Annotated in this window: 8 protein-coding genes; 5 read left to right on the top strand and 3 right to left on the bottom strand. The window is 52.5% G+C overall.

All coding sequences use genetic code 11. The annotated features are described in order from the left end of the window. The first annotated feature begins 480 nt into the window (after nt 1-480). Both CA13_RS05495 and CA13_RS05490 read left to right on the top strand, forming a co-directional pair. Nucleotides 481-2,145: a hypothetical protein gene (locus CA13_RS05495; protein ID WP_419193974.1), complete on the top strand. Its 1,665-nt coding sequence runs from the start codon at nt 481-483 to the stop codon at nt 2,143-2,145. A 153-nt stretch (nt 2,146-2,298) separates the two neighbouring features. Further along, nucleotides 2,299-4,113: an AI-2E family transporter gene (locus CA13_RS05490; RefSeq protein ID WP_419193973.1), complete on the top strand. Its 1,815-nt coding sequence runs from the start codon at nt 2,299-2,301 to the stop codon at nt 4,111-4,113. Between the two features lie 127 nt (nt 4,114-4,240). On the opposite strand, the gene CA13_RS05485 is transcribed toward CA13_RS05490, so the two are convergent. Then, nucleotides 4,241-5,929: a TolC family protein gene (locus CA13_RS05485; RefSeq protein ID WP_419193972.1), complete on the bottom strand. Its 1,689-nt coding sequence runs from the start codon at nt 5,927-5,929 to the stop codon at nt 4,241-4,243. A 399-nt stretch (nt 5,930-6,328) separates the two neighbouring features. Between CA13_RS05485 and CA13_RS05480 the strand changes: the two genes are divergently transcribed. Genes CA13_RS05480 through CA13_RS05470 form a run of 3 tightly spaced genes read left to right on the top strand, consistent with a single transcriptional unit; the run spans nt 6,329 to nt 11,545 of the window. Then, nucleotides 6,329-8,233, top strand: a complete 1,905-nt coding sequence (locus tag CA13_RS05480) for an efflux RND transporter periplasmic adaptor subunit (protein ID WP_146394963.1) — start codon at nt 6,329-6,331, stop codon at nt 8,231-8,233. Between the two features lie 4 nt (nt 8,234-8,237). Then, nucleotides 8,238-9,323, top strand: coding sequence for an HlyD family secretion protein (locus CA13_RS05475; RefSeq protein WP_146394962.1), 1,086 nt, complete (start codon nt 8,238-8,240; stop codon nt 9,321-9,323). Then, the gene (locus tag CA13_RS05470; protein ID WP_146394961.1) at nt 9,320-11,545 is read left to right on the top strand and encodes a site-2 protease family protein; all 2,226 of its coding nucleotides are present in this window, start codon (nt 9,320-9,322) and stop codon (nt 11,543-11,545) included. Before CA13_RS05475 ends, CA13_RS05470 begins: the two co-directional genes overlap by 4 nt. Here the strand turns inward: CA13_RS05470 and CA13_RS05465 are convergent. Together CA13_RS05465 and CA13_RS05460 are read right to left on the bottom strand one after the other, a co-directional pair. Then, nucleotides 11,507-12,193, bottom strand: coding sequence for an FxsA family protein (locus CA13_RS05465; protein WP_419193971.1), 687 nt, complete (start codon nt 12,191-12,193; stop codon nt 11,507-11,509). The two genes, CA13_RS05470 and CA13_RS05465, sit on opposite strands and share 39 nt — an antisense overlap. After that, nucleotides 12,159-15,704, bottom strand: a complete 3,546-nt coding sequence (locus CA13_RS05460; protein ID WP_146394960.1) for an efflux RND transporter permease subunit — start codon at nt 15,702-15,704, stop codon at nt 12,159-12,161. Before CA13_RS05460 ends, CA13_RS05465 begins: the two co-directional genes overlap by 35 nt. Nucleotides 15,705-15,744: the final 40 nt, after the last annotated feature.

Below are 15,744 nucleotides of genomic sequence, written 5' to 3'. Positions count from 1 at the left end.
TCGGTATGCATTTGACACCGAATCTCTGCGAAAGGGACGCGGTTCGCTTCTGAAAGAAACATCTTGTACGTTTCTAGGTTGAATGGAGGCATTTCGGCTTGAATGGAGGCCAGGACCTGTATTGTCATAGCGGTGTCGGGCCCGGTTTTGGCCTGTGACAACCGCACCTCGATGAGGGTAATGCTCTTACCAAAGACGATTGCTTGGCCCGCAAAAGTGTCCCATGGATGCCTAAATGTCGTACCGCAAATTGGCATGATGTCAAAATGCAACATCTGTAGCGTCAAATAAACAGGCTTGGAAGATTGGTTAACCTACGAGGGTGAACTTGAATGAAAAGTGGCTTTTTTTCGAGGTTTCCCCTACTTTTTCTTCAAGGGCTGCCTAATCTTAAAGATGCAGCGAAATCCTCAATTGCTGCCGTGGTCGGTGATGGAACCGACCTGCTTTTGTTCAGCAGTCCCTCGGATGACAAACACGATGAATCGCCCCAAACACTCTCTGCTAGCTGGCATTGTTGTTCTAGTTTTTGCAACTGTCCTCAGCGGAACTTCCTTTTCGCAGGACGCGTGTTGTTTCGAACCCACTTATCGCCTCCAGTGCGAGACGGTGCTACAGCCTGAAACTGTCCAACGGATGCGTTTGACGTACGAAACCGAATACGTAGAAGAGGAAGTGACGAGTTATCGGCCGGTCCTCAAGACGCGTACGGAAGAAAAAGAATATAAAGTCGCTCGACCTGTGGTTGAAACCTCGTTCCGCGAAGAACGCTATACCGTTTGGAAACCGGTGGTTGAAACTGCCTATCGCGATGAAACGGTAACGCAGACTCGCTATGTTACCGAGACTGCGATGCGAGAAGAGCAATACACGACATTCAAGCCAGTGGTCGAGACTCAGTACTACGAACAACAATACGCCGTCGCACGGCCAGTGGTCGAAACGCAGTACCAACAGCAACAATATGCGGTGCAACGTCCCGTTGTGGAAACACAATACCAAACTCAACAGTACACCACGCTCAAACCGGTAACGACTTACAAATCGCAAACCGTTGACGCGGGCGGTTATGTTCCGCAACAAGTCGTCACGCCTGGGCAAATGCAATATCGGGCACAATACGTTCGCAACGCGTATGCAACACCAGGGCCTTTGGGAATCTTTGCACGAGTTCGCGGTGCGTATGCGGTTACGCCACAATTGACGCCGCCAACGGTCCAAACCCAAATGGCTTATCGCCCGAACTACATTCAACAACAAGTTGCTCAGACGAGCTACATGCCGGAAGTGAAACAAGTTCAGGTTCCGGTTCAAGTTCAAAAGATGCAAACCGAGTTGAGGACGCAAACGGTACCAGTTCAAGTCCAACGGATGGTGACCGAAACCATGACCCAGAAGGTGCCGGTTCAAACCACACGCATGATCCCGACCACCGAAGTCCGCAAGGTACCCTATGTCGTCCAGCGTCCTGTGACCGAGACATTGACCCGAAAGGTGCCTGTTCAACAACAACGATGGGTGACGGAAGAGCAAGTTCGCAAGGTTCCCGTACAATCGACGCGAATGGTTTACGAAACCAAAAAAGAACCTGTACAGGTCCAATATTACGAGCAGGAAGCAATCACACGGAAAGTAATGCGCCCGGTGACTCGTCAAAAGTACGTTCCCTACACGGAAACGAAAATGGTACCCAAGCAAGTGGTCCAGCGAGTCCCTTTGTCTTACTATGATCCGTTCAGTCCGGCGATTGTCAGTGGCTATTCCTCGTTCTCAAACCCAACGACTTCCTCGCCAATTGCCAGTTCGCCAATTGCCAGTTCCCCGATTGTTAGTTCCCCGATCATCAGTTCGCCAATCGTTTCGCAAAGTGCCGAATCGGGTCATTCGGTGTTGATGCCACCGGCGGTTTACGACGGTGAGCCTCAAACAAAATTGAAGGGCGTCGAGATTGATCCGCCAGCGAATGCACCATCAGACGATGATGCCGACACGCCAGCAATCGATCCCGAAGACGAAGAGCCTCTCCCAAAACCGACGCTCAACAGTGCAACCGAGGCGAGTTGGGGATCACACAAGTCGACATCGAGTGTCACCGAAGCGGGCCATCGAATTCGATGGAACCCGATGTTTGCCCGAGAAATATAGAGCATGATTCAAATTGAGGGCACGATTTAAACTTAGGGCACGACCGTCGTATCACTTCGGTCGTATCACTTCGGTCTGGTCACACGATTGGTGATCGGTCACAATTCAATCTCATGAATGGTGCCCGAATTCTATGCCGAAGTGCTCTCTCCGATGACCAAACGACGCTCAAAAAGCAAGCCTGCCCCCACCGCATCGCCGACTCCGGCGCCGCCTGGCCCTCCCGCCCCGCCACCCATTTTCGCCTCCGCTGATACGACGAAGAAACCGCTCTTTACGCGGCTGCCCTCGCTTTCGCGTATTTTGTCAGTCTTGATGCTGCTGCTTGGCATCGTTGCGGTCGGCGCTCTGTTTTACAAAGTCATGGTTGGGTTCTTCGTCCCGCTGTTCTTGGCCGCACTGTTGGTCGTCATTTTTCACCCCGTTTACGATTGGCTCTACAACCGGATCGGCAAGAAGAAGCACGTGGCTGCTGCCGGGACGACATTCATTATTCTGACCTTAGTTTTGATGCCGATGGTGGTCGTGTTGTCGGTCGCGACCAGCCAATTCACATCGATGGTCAGCCAGATGAATTTTTTCGATGTTACTGACGCGCTCGAGCGAGCCCGAAAACAAGTCGGCATTTCACTTCCACAGGCTGAAAAATTCCGCCGGCTCGACGAATTGACCGACTCGCTGAACACGTCGACTCTCTCTGCCAAGGAGTTTGGCGAAATCGATCAGGAAACCTCGCTCTCTGAATTCTTTACGATATTGTCCGCAGTCCTGAATGATCCAGACAATCGAGCTGAAATTAGCAACAACATTGACGAATCGATTGCCTTGATCGCATTCTTGCAAGATAAAGTGGAAGGTCCTGTTACCGCCGAAGCCTTTGCCGAAACAGCGACAAGTCATCTGCAAGGTCTGCAGAAGTTGGTCAAGTCGCAGCATGTTGTGGGAGACCCCGAATTGCAATCGGAATCCCAAACGGTCCAACGTGATGCGCCCCAGAGTACGGCGGGGATCGCAACCGAAGATGCATCCGAAGACGCAACCGAAGACGCAACCGAAGACGCAACCGAAGACGCAACCGAAGACGCAACCGAGGACGCATCCGAAGACGCAGCCGAAGACGCAGCCGAGAGTGAAACCGTTGCACAATTAAGCGCAGAGGAACGGTTTCACGAAAAGAGTGTCGTGGCATCGGCGGCGATCCGTTCATGGATGAAAACGCTTTTGGGCGGGACGTTTCTCAGTCAAGTGAAATTGGTCGCCAACCCCAGTGCCGAGGACTATAAGGGGTTGCTTTCGCATGCACGCGAATCGTTGCAGCCACGGTTTGTAAGTCTAACCAGCGCGACGGGGAGCTTTTTTTTGCAGGCCGTGATTGGGCTGATTGTTTTGATGATTGCGGTTTATTTTTTCTTGGTCGACGGCGCCGGTATGATTCGCACGCTGATGCGTCTGAGTCCGCTCGACGACAATTATGAACGCCGTTTGCTGCTTGAATTCGATCGCACCAGTCGCGCTGTGGTTTTGGCGAGCGTTCTCAGTGCCGTAGTGCAAGGGATTTTGGCCATCTTGGGATACTGGGTTCTCGGTTTTGAATCACTGGTGCTTCTGTTTTTGGCAACGACGCTAATGGCGTTGGTGCCGTTTCTGGGTGCCGCGTCGGTTTGGGTGCCCTGCGTGATTTGGCTCGGGATGGTCGATCAACGGTGGACCGCCGCGATTCTATTAGCCATTTATGGTGTGGTCGCAATCTCATCGGTCGACAACGTGATCAAGATGTATGTATTGCATGGTCGTTCTCAATTGCATCCGCTCTTTGCACTATTGAGTGTGCTTGGTGGCGTCAAGGTTTTCGGGCCGATCGGGATCTTAGTCGGCCCGATGGTGGTTGTTTTCCTTCAAACGCTTTTGGAAATTCTTAACCACGAGTTAGACAATGGACCGGATGAATTAGAAGAGACCGTTGGTTAGAACTTTCGGGTCCAGGGTTTGTTGACGAGCCTATTGGCGTACCGACATTCGGCCTAATTCACGTGGGCCTTCTCATGCTTGGACTAGGAATGGCGGTGCACCAACATTCAAGCCGATGGGGTTGAGCCTATATGCCTATTGGGTAGGTATCATCAAATAGAACTAGATTCGCGGCTTGCAGTAACGTCCCTTTTTCGAATTGAACATTCTTAGCTGCAATTGTGTATTCCGTGAGTGACAAGAAGTAGCGGCTTTGTGCTTCACTGACCCGCCGTTGTGCGTCCAACAGTTGTTCCAAGTTCACCGGCATCCCTGCTTCGCGACTCGTTTCTAGTACTTCGAGCGCATCGCTGGCGGCCAGGTAACGGTTCATGTTTGTCTCCATCTGCGTGAAGGCACGGTCACTCTCGCCCACCACGGCTGCTAAATCGTGCAGCACTTGGCGCTCTTGCTCTTGCAACACCGCTCGATCGCGAACCATTTGCGTCTTGGCATGCCGAACGGCCAAGTATCCTTGGCGAAGTCCAACGGGCAACTTGAATTCCAAGCTGGCTTCGTATTCTTGGAAATCAAACGTTCCAAGTTGCTTTAATGCCGAACCGTCACCCGCTAAATCCTGATCCAAGCCGCGAACACGGTAGATTGTCACTAAATCAAGAGATGGCATCAAATAGTTTTTTGCAGCGAGCGTTTCCATTTCGCGTCGTTTGACAAGCAATCGTTGTTGCTGCAACTCGCTTCGCAAACGGATTGCTTCGACGGAGATTGAATCCCAATCGAATGTCATCGGAGCAATCAGTGGTTCATCCATTGGGCGGAGCAACGATCCGTCTGCTATCGGCAATCCGACCAGTAAACGCAAACGACGTTCAGCCGCCAGGACTCCGCCGAGTCCGGCAAACGTCCCGCCAGAAGTGGAATTGTTAACCTGAGTCCGTTGGATCAATTTCCCTGCGACGGCATCTTGTAGTTCGCTTTGGAATCGGAAGTATTGCTCGCGAGCGAGTGCTTCGGCTGCCCCTGATTTGCGATTGCTCGATTTTTGCGCTTCGTAGCTTTGCCATGTTTGGCGGCTTCGTTCGAGTGCTTCGCGTTTTGCGTCTAAGTCGCGGTAGGCAAAGTACAAATCCCAATAAGCGTTGATCACGTTGCTGACGTAGTCGCGAGTCCCTTGGCGGAATTTGGCATTTGTGATGTCGTTGTTGACTTTCGCAACTAAAACACCGTTGTAAATGCCCGGTTGAGACGCGGGGCCTGCGATTCGGTTGAATTGCAGACCGCCACCTTGCATTAGCGGTTGACGGATCTCGGCATGCAATTGACTCTGCCATGCACTGTTGGTGATGTTGCCGGTTGCGTTGTTCGCGTCGTAATCGGTGACGCTCCGTACTGCAAGTTCAGCACCGGTCGCGGTGCGTTTTGATAATTGGGCAACATAGTCGTGCGAATCTTGTTTGAAGGCGTTTGCACCGCCACCGAAAAACCGGTTATTGAATCGACGGTCATTGTTTTGGAATTTGCCCATCGCGTAGAGTTGGGCGTCAAAGGCGGACAAAGCGGACTCGATACTGGTTTGCGGGTCGAGTTCCGCGAGCGATTTGGTTTGTTGTGTCGTTAGCGTTTGCGGAGCCCGTAGAACGGTCGCACCGAGGTCTCGCATGACTTCGGAATGTTGAAGCGCCGTTTGGATCGTTTCATCGAGCGTCAGGTCACAGTAAGCCACAGCATCAAAATCTTCGATCGTTCTAATGGTGATCGGCGGGATCGTTGTGTCGAGGATCGTCTTTGCCGGCGCCCCAGCGTCGACATGTTGCATGATGGTGTCGATGCACGCAGTGTCGTTGCAGACTGTTTCCGTGAAATTGTGATGACTTCGGCATCCCGTTACCGTCGCTACGGTGATTGCGCACGCCAAAACCGCATGGACGCACGCGCGAAGTCTTCGGTGCCGTCGATGTGTCGAGGAATCGTAGGATTGGTAGGTGCGTGAGGGCACGTTGGCAACAGCTGTCGTTGATGGAGTCGGTGCGCGGAACAACCGCAGGACCGGTACAATCCGTATCCTTTCTCTTATTCGTAAATTTGGAACATGCGGGATCAATCAAATCGCTGCGATTCATCCAACCCAGCCAAGAAGTAGCGTGAAACAGCGGAATGCTCGGCGGAAACATCCGTTTTTTCGTATAAAATGGGTGTTTTCGTTGAAGTTTGAGTCATGAGCCCAACCCCCGCACCCGACGACGTTTGGAAAGACGCCACCGCATTGGTTGACAAAATCGACCAGATGTCGCGGTCGCCGCTGCCTGTTTTGGGAGTGGATGAGGACGACTTCTTTGACTCTTTCGCGAAACAACTGCGGCAAACTGCTTCGGCTCGCTCGGTTGTCGTGCGAGCCAGTGAAACGTTCTCCGGGGAATCTCGCGATATCGAATTGGCGCGTGATGGTATCGAGGTGATTTCACAACCGAGCGAACGGCATTCTGGTGACCCGAAAACACCAACGTGGCGAGATGATCGGCATCTGGTGGCCTGTGTTACGATTGATGAAGAGTCCGAATTTCAAGTCGACGTTCGATGGGGCGAGGCGGTTGCCTTAGCTAGGCATGAACCGTTCGCTCAGATGACGCAAGCCACCGCGGAAATCGCCGCGACAGTCTATCTAAAGCGTGAAGTGTCACGGCTTCGCGGCAAACAGAGTCGCCGGGTCGACCGTGATTCAATCGTATGCAATATGAATCGTGGATCTGGGCTTGCGGATTCATTCCGCCATATTGCACAGACAATCTCGACGTATGTTGATGCTGATCGCGTCTGTTTGCTGAAGCAACATAGCGAAAGCACCTTTTGCCTGATCGCGACGAGTACGTCGACCAGCGTTGACACGCGCACACGGCTTGGCCGCCGAGTGCAAGAGCTCGCCAGTGTGATCGATTCAAGTGACTCTGATTTTGAATTCACCGTCGGCAATGCTGAGGATGTCCCGGCTGCAATCAAAAAGTCTCTCGACCCCTACTTGGTCGAATCCGGCTCGCGTCAAGTCGCTGTATCGAGAGTGGAGTGCGACGGGGATCATCGAGACATCATCGTCATGTTAGAGCGATTCTCGCATCCCAAGCGTCCGGGAATGCTCCAGCGGCTGTCCGAAATACACTTGCTTGTTGATACAGCGATTGCCAACGCTCTCGAACGAGATATCAGCGGTATGCGAGTATTCGTCGATAAAATGTTGCAGTTGCGCACGGCGAAACGTGTAGGGTTGTTCGCTGGTTTGGTCGCGGTTGGCGTGATTGCCATGTCAATCATCCCGATTGACTTTTACGTTCCTGCGGAAGGTCGAGTGGTCGCGGCCGTTCGTCGGAGCATTTTTGCACCAACCAATGGCACTGTGTTAGCTTTGTCGGTCGACAACGGCGACGTAGTTAAGCCCGGCGATTCAATCGTGGTGATACGAAACCGAGAATTGGAGACGCGGATTCAGCAACTTGAAGGTGGGAAGGCGAGGGTGAAAGCGAGTCTCGCGTCCGCACAACGGTCTCGTGCGTCTGGGAACGGGGCGGCTGATTTTTCGGCGTCTGCAACCGAGCAAGTGCTCAAGTCACAACTCAAGGGACTCGATGGGCAACTCTCGCTGCTTCGTCATCAGCAAGCCGAATTGAATGTGACCAGTCCGATCGCGGGCAAGATCGATCATTGGGATATGCGGCAAAGGTTGTCAAATCGACCAATCGAGCGAGGTCAATTTATTGCGGATGTGATTGACCCTGAATCGGGATGGAAGTTGGAAATTGAAATCGATGATTCGGATAGTGGTTACGTTTTGTCTCAACAACATACGAAGCCCTGTCTAATTCGGTTTTCATTGCGTTCACATTCCGATCAAACGTATGAAGCGGTTCTAAGCAATGTTGACGAAGTTACGCATCAAAATGCTCGTGGCGATTGGGTCGTCAAAGGAATGGTCAATTGCCCGGTGGACTTTTCCAAGGGTAATGATTTTGCGGCAAACGACAAAGGTTTACGAGCTGGAGCGACCGCGAAAGTTGAGGTTTTTGCTGGTAGACGGGCCATCGGTTTTGTATGGTTTCGTGGTTTGATCGAGTGGATTCGGGCAAAGGTATAAAATCATGATTCGCTTTTGGACTTATCATCTGCTTGTCATCCTTGCGGGATTGGTTGCTGCGGCCGCGCAAGGTGAAGAGCCATTTAGTGGACTCGACGATCTCATTGTCACCGCGATCGATTCTGCTCAGGTGCCAGCGATGGAAACCGGTATGATTTGCGACGTGGTCGTGCGCGAAGGGGACTCGGTAAAAGTAAGTGACTTGCTCGCGCGGCTGGATGATCGTCAGGCGACGATTGAGCGACAAATTGCAGCCACTCAAGTGACAATTGCGGATGAGAACAGCCGCGACAAGACCGAGGTCGCTCTTGCCGAAAAAGCTTCTACGCGGCAACAACAATTGGCCAAACAGAGACAGATAGAACTGGATATCGCGGTTCAAAACGCGAAAAACAATCTTCGAGTTCTGGCAGCATCCAAATTCGAAAGCGTCGCCAAGAACGAGTTACAGCGGGCTGTTGATGCCAGGAATAAGTATGTCGATAGCGTGTCGGGCTCTGAAATCGAGTCGCTAACGTTAGCGTATGAGCGGTCTAAACTGGAAACTCAGCAAGCCCGGTTCGAGCAACAGGTTGGCGCATTGAACGCTCGGGCGGAACAACAAGCCGTGGCCGTGCAGAAGATCGCCATCGACGAGTCGATCGTTGCCGTGGACCAAGCAGAGTACAAGCAACGGGTCGATCGGCTACAAGCCGAACTGCATTCGCACCGAAAATCGCTTGCCGAGCTGACCGTTTCTCGGCATCAGATTCTGGCTCCTTTTGACGGTGTCGTGGTTGAGGTGATGCGGCGCAAGGGAGAATGGGTCAAAGCCGGTGATCCGGTCGCACGGGTCGTCCGACTCGATCGACTGCGAGCCGAGGGGTACGTTGATGCGATGTTTCGTAATCGTTTGCTAAATAAAAAAGTTTTGCGATTATCCCTCAGCGGTGAAGCAGGAGAGAATGCTTCTTTTCGGGGGACCGATCTTTTTGTGAGTCCCGAGATCGATCCCGTAAACAACCAAATCCGCTTTTGGGTTGAATTCGACAATCCTGGGCAACAGGTGCTACCGGGGATGCGAATGAAGATGATCGCAGGTGGCTCATGAGCTTGCCACGGCTTCGGCCTGATTTGACATGGCGTCAAATTGCGATGGGTAAGGCTACGGTTTGGATTCTCCGTGATCCACTTACGAGTGACTACTTCTATGTGAGCGATCGCGAACGGGCGATCCTCGAACTTGCCGATGGTGACCGCAGCGTTGAGGAAATTGTAAGCGCCTGTTCGCAGCGTTTCGCACCGGACTATGTTGCATCCGAATCGATTGTGCGATTCCTCGGCGATGCCGATCGATCGGGTTTGCTTTGTGCTCGGTTACTCGATCAGCGTCTAGAGCCAAATTCACTCGAAGAGCCGATTCCTGCAAAACCCAAACCATGGAGCCAACCGTTGGCGATACGGCTTCCTGGGGTCGCTGTGGGCCAATGGCTCGATGGTTTGATGCCACGGATTCGGCCGTTTTTGCAAATGCCATTCGCCATCGTAGCGTTATTGTTGATCGTAATCGCGATTGCCATTGGTTTGTTTCAGTTTGACAAGATCGCCGAGCATGTTTCAGTGGTTGCAAGCCGTCGCGTCAGCGATTTGGCAATCTTGCTCTTTTTGGCAATTTCGGCAACGAAACTGGTCCACGAATTGGCTCATGCAATTGCATGCCGTGCGTTTGGTGCTGAATGCCGACAAATCGGAGTGATGCTGCTGTTTGGTATGCCGGTTCTTTATTGCGATGTGTCGGATGCTTGGTTGCTTCCCGAAAGATGGAAACGTATCGTTGTTTCCGCAGCGGGAATGTTGGCCGAGTTGGTGATTGCTGCAGTCGCGACATTGATATGGATATTTATCGACGACTCGTCGGTGCGTGATGTTTGTGTGGTAGTGATGGTGGTTTGTAGTGTCAGTACTATCCTATTTAACGGCAATCCACTTTTGCGATACGATGGCTACTACATCTTTTCGGACTTGATCGGCGTCCCGAACTTGGGCGGCGAAGCGTCGGCGATGATTCGTCGGGGACTAAGGCGTTGGGTTTGGGGTGATGCTGCGGCGAGCCGCTTGATCGATCAAGGACCGAAATTCCAACGCAAAACGTCGAAGCTTTTCTTAGCAACCTACTGGCTTTCCAGTACGATCTATCGCGGGATGGTGTATTTCGCGATTGGCATGATTGCTTTTGGAGCAGCCGAGGCTGCAAATGTGGATGGTTTCGTCAGTGTCGTAATTATGGGGCTCTTGATTACGGCTGTGGTTCGATTTGCCAAACCGATTTTGGAAAAGCCAGCTGGCGTACGACGCGGCGGTTATCAACCGCTTGGAAGTCGGCGTCGGTTTTTTGTCACGGCAATCGGTTCCATCATTGGCGTAGTCGGTTTGTTTTTGCCGTTACCTCGTTCCGTGACTGGGCCTATGTCGGTGGTGCCTCGCGAGGCGAGCGAAGTCTTTGTGACGGTTGCGGGGCGGATCGATGCTTCGGCAACAGACGGGGATCGGGTTAAAGCGGGCGAACCAATTGCCCGGCTTTCCAATGCGGATATGCAACGGGAGCGGATCAAAGCGGAATCGGATTTAGCTAGCCGCCGAGTGGAATTGGCATCCATTGAAAGTCAATTGCGTGGCCAGTTTCGCCAATCCGAAAAATTGCCGGTGCTGCTTGAGTCCATTGAAAGTCTAGAACGACGCATCGAGTTGTTACATCAAGATGCTGAGCGGCTAACAATACATGCACCCACGGCGGGGAGGATCTATTGCACCGAGTCGCGTGTGCGGATGGTCGGATCACGAAATCATCGAGAGCAAATGATGCCAACGTGGTACGCCACACCGATGGCCGCAGAGAATCGCGGTGCTTGGCTCGAAACAGGAACGACCTTGTGTACGATCGGTTCGCCCGACCACTACGACGGAATCACGCTCATCTCGGAAAAGCAAATTGCTTGGGTGCGCCCGGGCCAGGATGTGAAAGTTCGTATGCACGACCGACAACTCGGGGCGGTCAAGGGAACAGTCGTCGAGGTGGCTTCGTCACCGATTGAGCGATTACCGGACGAGTTTGCCAAAGACGGGACGCTGAGTTCGCGTTTTCGTAGGTCGAATGAGTCCTATTATCAGGTGCGGATTCGACTTGATCGTCGCGGCTTTTCCAGTAACGAAAGTGATTCTTCTATTGCGCCGCTTGTCATTCGCTCGACAGCGATGATCGCTATCGAAGTCGACAAGGCGTCGATCTGGCAACGACTATTTTCGTCGGAACGATTTGGCGTCGATCGTTTTTGACTTTCCGCTTGCGCTGGAATTTGGTCGGGGTGACCTTGGTGTGGGGCCAAAACGATCGCTATCGGGTGCTGGATAGGTTGAATCCGTATGCGTTCGCGATTCGAATCCCGATGTTGACGCGGTTGTATTGACGTGGACGTCGACTGCACGGATGTAGCGGCTCAAGACGTACTTTCGGATCAAAGTTCGCCCTGTAGGTATTAGCAGGATGAAACCGAGAGAGTCGGTTAGCAACCCAGGTGTCAGAAGAAGAGCAGCTGCAAAAACGACCATCAAGCCATCTTGGATTTCTTGACTCGGCATGCGGCCTTCGGCTAGCGCACTACGGAAACGGTACCATGCCAACACCCCTTCGCGACGCGCCAACGCTGATCCGATCACGCCCGTGATGATCACGATCGCAAGCGTTGTCATCACGCTAGTGGCATCCGCCAAACGGAGTAACAGAACCAATTCGACGAGCGGGACGACGATAAAAGCGACAAGCAAACGAAAAAACATCACCAAATCCAATTGAGACGTGTACCGATTCTTCCAATGCGGAAAACCGCCAATCTGGCATCGAACAGCTAGGTCATGGTTGATGGTTGCAGTTTCCGTGCCAAGCGTAGAATCAAGCGTTGCATTTCGCCGGACGAATAGCATCATCTCTTAACGCATTGGGCAATTTTACCAATTTCGTCTCCTTTGCATCCATGAAAAGCTGGAAAAGAACGGGGACGAACACCAAGGTAAAAAAGGTCGATACCAGAAGGCCGCCTAGTAGGACGCTGCCGAGACCTCGGTACAATTCGCTGCCGCTGCCTGGAAACAGCACCAACGGGCAAAGCCCCAAAATCGTTGTTGCCGTGGTCATCAGGATTGGTCGAACCCGGGTTCGCACGCTTTCCAAAATAGCGTTTCGCGATGTGTAGTTTTCTTCACGCATCAGATTTAACGACTGATGCACAATCAAGATTGCGTTGTTTACGACCGTCCCAATCAAAATCACGAAACCGAGCATCGTTAGGACGTCGAGCGGCTGTGGCGTTAACCCTTGCCAACTCAAATAGAGGCCCAACAATCGCAATCCAAGAATTCCTCCGACGGCCCCAAGCGGCACACTCATGATGATCACCAGCGGATAGATCCAACTTTCGAACAATGCAGCCATCAATAGATAAGTGATCAATAGTGCTAACAATACATTCCACCGGAGAGCCAACCACGTGTCACGCAGTTTATCAGCGGTTCCGGATAGGCCAATCTGGTAACCGCCAGCAAGTTGACCTGATTTGCGCATCGGATCGATGATTTGCGTCTCGATTCGCTCCAGGGCATCTTCCAACGCTATGTCGGCCGGCGGTGACACTTCAATCGTGATCGCTCGTTGCCGTTCCCGGTGATTCACTTGTTCCGGCCCGCTCGATAAGTCGATATCGGCCAATGACAGTAGTGGAACCAATTGACCACCAGGCGTGGCGATTGGAAGCGACATTAAGTCTTGTGATGAACTCGCTTGTTCGGGATTGCCCACGATCGTCAAGTCGATCTTGTCACCGCCAATATAGTAGTCGGCGGCGAATGCACCGTCGACCAAAGCGTTCACGGCGTATCCCAAGCTTGTCGCGTTGACTCCCATTTCTTCGGCTTGCATGAGTCGCGGCACAATGTGAACTTCGGGATTGCTTAGGTCAAGGCTTGGTATGGGGCGGGCCTGCGCATCAGGAACGACTGGTTCACCACGCGCGCCAACGACTTGGCCAAGTACTTGACCTCCCAAAGCAACCAATTTTTCAAGTTCCGGTCCGGTGATTTCCACATCAATCGTTCGCCCTGCTGTTAAGCCTTGCTCGAACAGACTCGACTGTTTGGCGATCACGAATGTGCCAGGCAATTTAGAGCTAACACTTTGGATCAGCGGGACGAGTTCGCCGCTTCGTTGCGGGTCGACGGATCGAACGCCAAGGAAAACTTGGCGACCACGGGCTACGTAAAAGAAGTCGTAGATCGCAGGATATTTTAATTCTTCGGCATTCGCGTTTTGGGGGTCGATATCCCAGTAGGGTTTCAAATGCTCTTCGACCACTTCGCCAAGACGCGATAATTCGTCGAGGTTGTATCCGGGCGGCGGTAACACGATTCCAAAGACCAAGTTGCGGTTTCCAGTCGGCAGGTATTCGACCTTAGGCCATAACGCATAGCTAACGCATGCTGTTACGGCTAGCAAAACAACGACCATCGCCAATCGGCGGAGAAGGCTTTTTTGAAAGAATCGGTTGGTCGCGACAACGGCACTCACGAACCGCGACGAAAACGCGACCAGCGATTTAACGATACCATTGGCCAATCCAACATGCTTTGTTGAAGATTCAATTTTGGACGGGTCGGGATTGGATGGATCTCTGCTCGGTTTCAACCCGTGAGGTTTCAATAATCGTGCCGTCGCCGTTGGGATCAACGTGATACTGACGATAAGCGACAATCCAACTGCCGCACTAATAGCGAGTGCAATATCACGAAACAATTGGCCCGCTTCTTCTTCGACAAATAAGACCGGCAAGAAAACGGCCAGGGTCGTCAAGGTCGACGCCAACACGGCTCCCCAAACTTCTTTCGTGCCTCGGATTGCCGCTTCGAATGGTTCGTCGCCTTGTTGGTAGTGACGGAAAATATTTTCGAGCACCACGACGGCGTTGTCGACCAACATTCCCACAGCGAACGCCATTCCCGCCAAACTGATCACGTTGAGTGAGCGTCCCCACAAATTCAATAGCAAGAACGTTCCGATGATACTAATGGGAATCGCCAATCCGACGACTAAGGCACCGCGTGCGAACCAGAAACCAGCGAGCAGGATGAGGCCAAGCGTGACGAGTCCAAACCAAGGACTGATTAGAAGCGCGGCGATTGTTGCGCCGACAATCATGGGGACGAATAGAATTGTGCGGATTTGGAGATGCAAAAACAGCATCAATACCAACATCGTGAGTGTTCCACCAACAACGATGTTTTGGTTGACCAATGCGACCGACGCGTCAATGTATTCCGTTTCGTCGTAGACCTGCAAAAGTTGCAGTTTTTTGTCCCGGAGTATGTCGTTGTTCAATTCGCTGACGGCGGTTTTTAGACCGTCCATCACATCGAGCACGTTCGCGCCGGTTTCCCGCAGGGCATTGACTGCGATCGCGGATTCGCCGAAACGTCGAACCAAGCCATCGGGCTTTTTGTACCCAAGCTGCACTGAGGCTACGTCGCGGATGAAGACCGGGACTCCGTCGCGAACCGTAATGACTTGCTTTTCCACTTGTTCGGGATCACGGAATTGGTTCAGCGTTCGAACGACCCAGCGGCGTTTGCCTTCCCAATAATCGCCGCCAGACGTGTCTCGGTTTTGGTTTCGCAAAACGCGCCGAATATCGTCAATCGTTAAGTTTCGTGCGGCCAATCGTTGGGGGTCGACAATGACTTGCATCTCATCGGTCAATCCGCCGAGCACGTTCGCGTTGGAGACGCCGTTGACGCGTTCGAGTTTTGCTTCGATGGAATCTTCTGCAAACCGCCGCATCTGTGGGACGTTCAAATCCGGCGGCAGTAGCGGATGGAGTTCGGGATGCGCTATCGCGATGTCTCGTAATCGCAATAACCGGACGCCGGGGTTGCCAGCCCGGAGAACGGGGGCGAGTGCTTCTTTGGTTTGGGGGTGCTCGTTGGCGAACGCTTCGATTTGTTCGTGCGTCGGTTGTAATGCGCTAAGGATAAACCATGCGATTGGCCGGTCAGATGAATTGCTTGTTGAAATGACTGGCTCGTCCGACTCTTCGGGGTATTCCGGAACCTGCTGCAGTCGGCTGTTGACCTTCAGCAACGCTTCCTCCATGTTGGTCCCGACAAGAAACTCCATCGAAATCGAACCGCTGGAGTCCATCGATTCGCTGGTCATCTTGGTGACCCCTTCGACGCTTTTTAGTTGTTCCTCCTGTTCTTGAATGATTTCTCGTTCGACTTCCTGTGGGCTTGCTCCGGGCCAACGGGTTGAAATAGTTAGTGTTGGCGTTTGGACTTCTGGTGTTAGCTGCATCGGCATTCGCACCAGTGCGATGGTGCCAAACAGAATGAGCAGAAGCGCACCAACAGCGACTTTGACAGGATTGCGAACGCAAGCTTCGATCGGATGCATGGAGGGATATTTGAAAGGTGAAAGGGGATGTCGCGTTTGG

It is taken from the genome of Novipirellula herctigrandis (genome assembly GCA_007859835.1).
Classification (GTDB): domain Bacteria; phylum Planctomycetota; class Planctomycetia; order Pirellulales; family Pirellulaceae; genus Novipirellula_A; species Novipirellula_A herctigrandis.
This window is presented reverse-complemented; position numbering and strand designations above follow the sequence as displayed.

Excerpts from the sequence above, each read along its gene's own strand:
- CA13_RS05460 (WP_146394960.1), bottom strand. The coding sequence starts at position 15,704 with ATGCATCCGATCGAAGCTTGCGTTCGCAATCCTGTCAAAGTCGCTGTT.
- CA13_RS05495 (WP_419193974.1), top strand. The coding sequence starts at position 481 with ATGAATCGCCCCAAACACTCTCTGCTAGCTGGCATTGTTGTTCTAGTT.
- CA13_RS05490 (WP_419193973.1), top strand. The coding sequence starts at position 2,299 with ATGACCAAACGACGCTCAAAAAGCAAGCCTGCCCCCACCGCATCGCCG.
- CA13_RS05465 (WP_419193971.1), bottom strand. The coding sequence starts at position 12,193 with ATGATGCTATTCGTCCGGCGAAATGCAACGCTTGATTCTACGCTTGGC.
- CA13_RS05470 (WP_146394961.1), top strand. The coding sequence starts at position 9,320 with ATGAGCTTGCCACGGCTTCGGCCTGATTTGACATGGCGTCAAATTGCG.
- CA13_RS05485 (WP_419193972.1), bottom strand. The coding sequence starts at position 5,929 with ATGCAACATGTCGACGCTGGGGCGCCGGCAAAGACGATCCTCGACACA.
- CA13_RS05480 (WP_146394963.1), top strand. The coding sequence starts at position 6,329 with ATGAGCCCAACCCCCGCACCCGACGACGTTTGGAAAGACGCCACCGCA.
- CA13_RS05475 (WP_146394962.1), top strand. The coding sequence starts at position 8,238 with ATGATTCGCTTTTGGACTTATCATCTGCTTGTCATCCTTGCGGGATTG.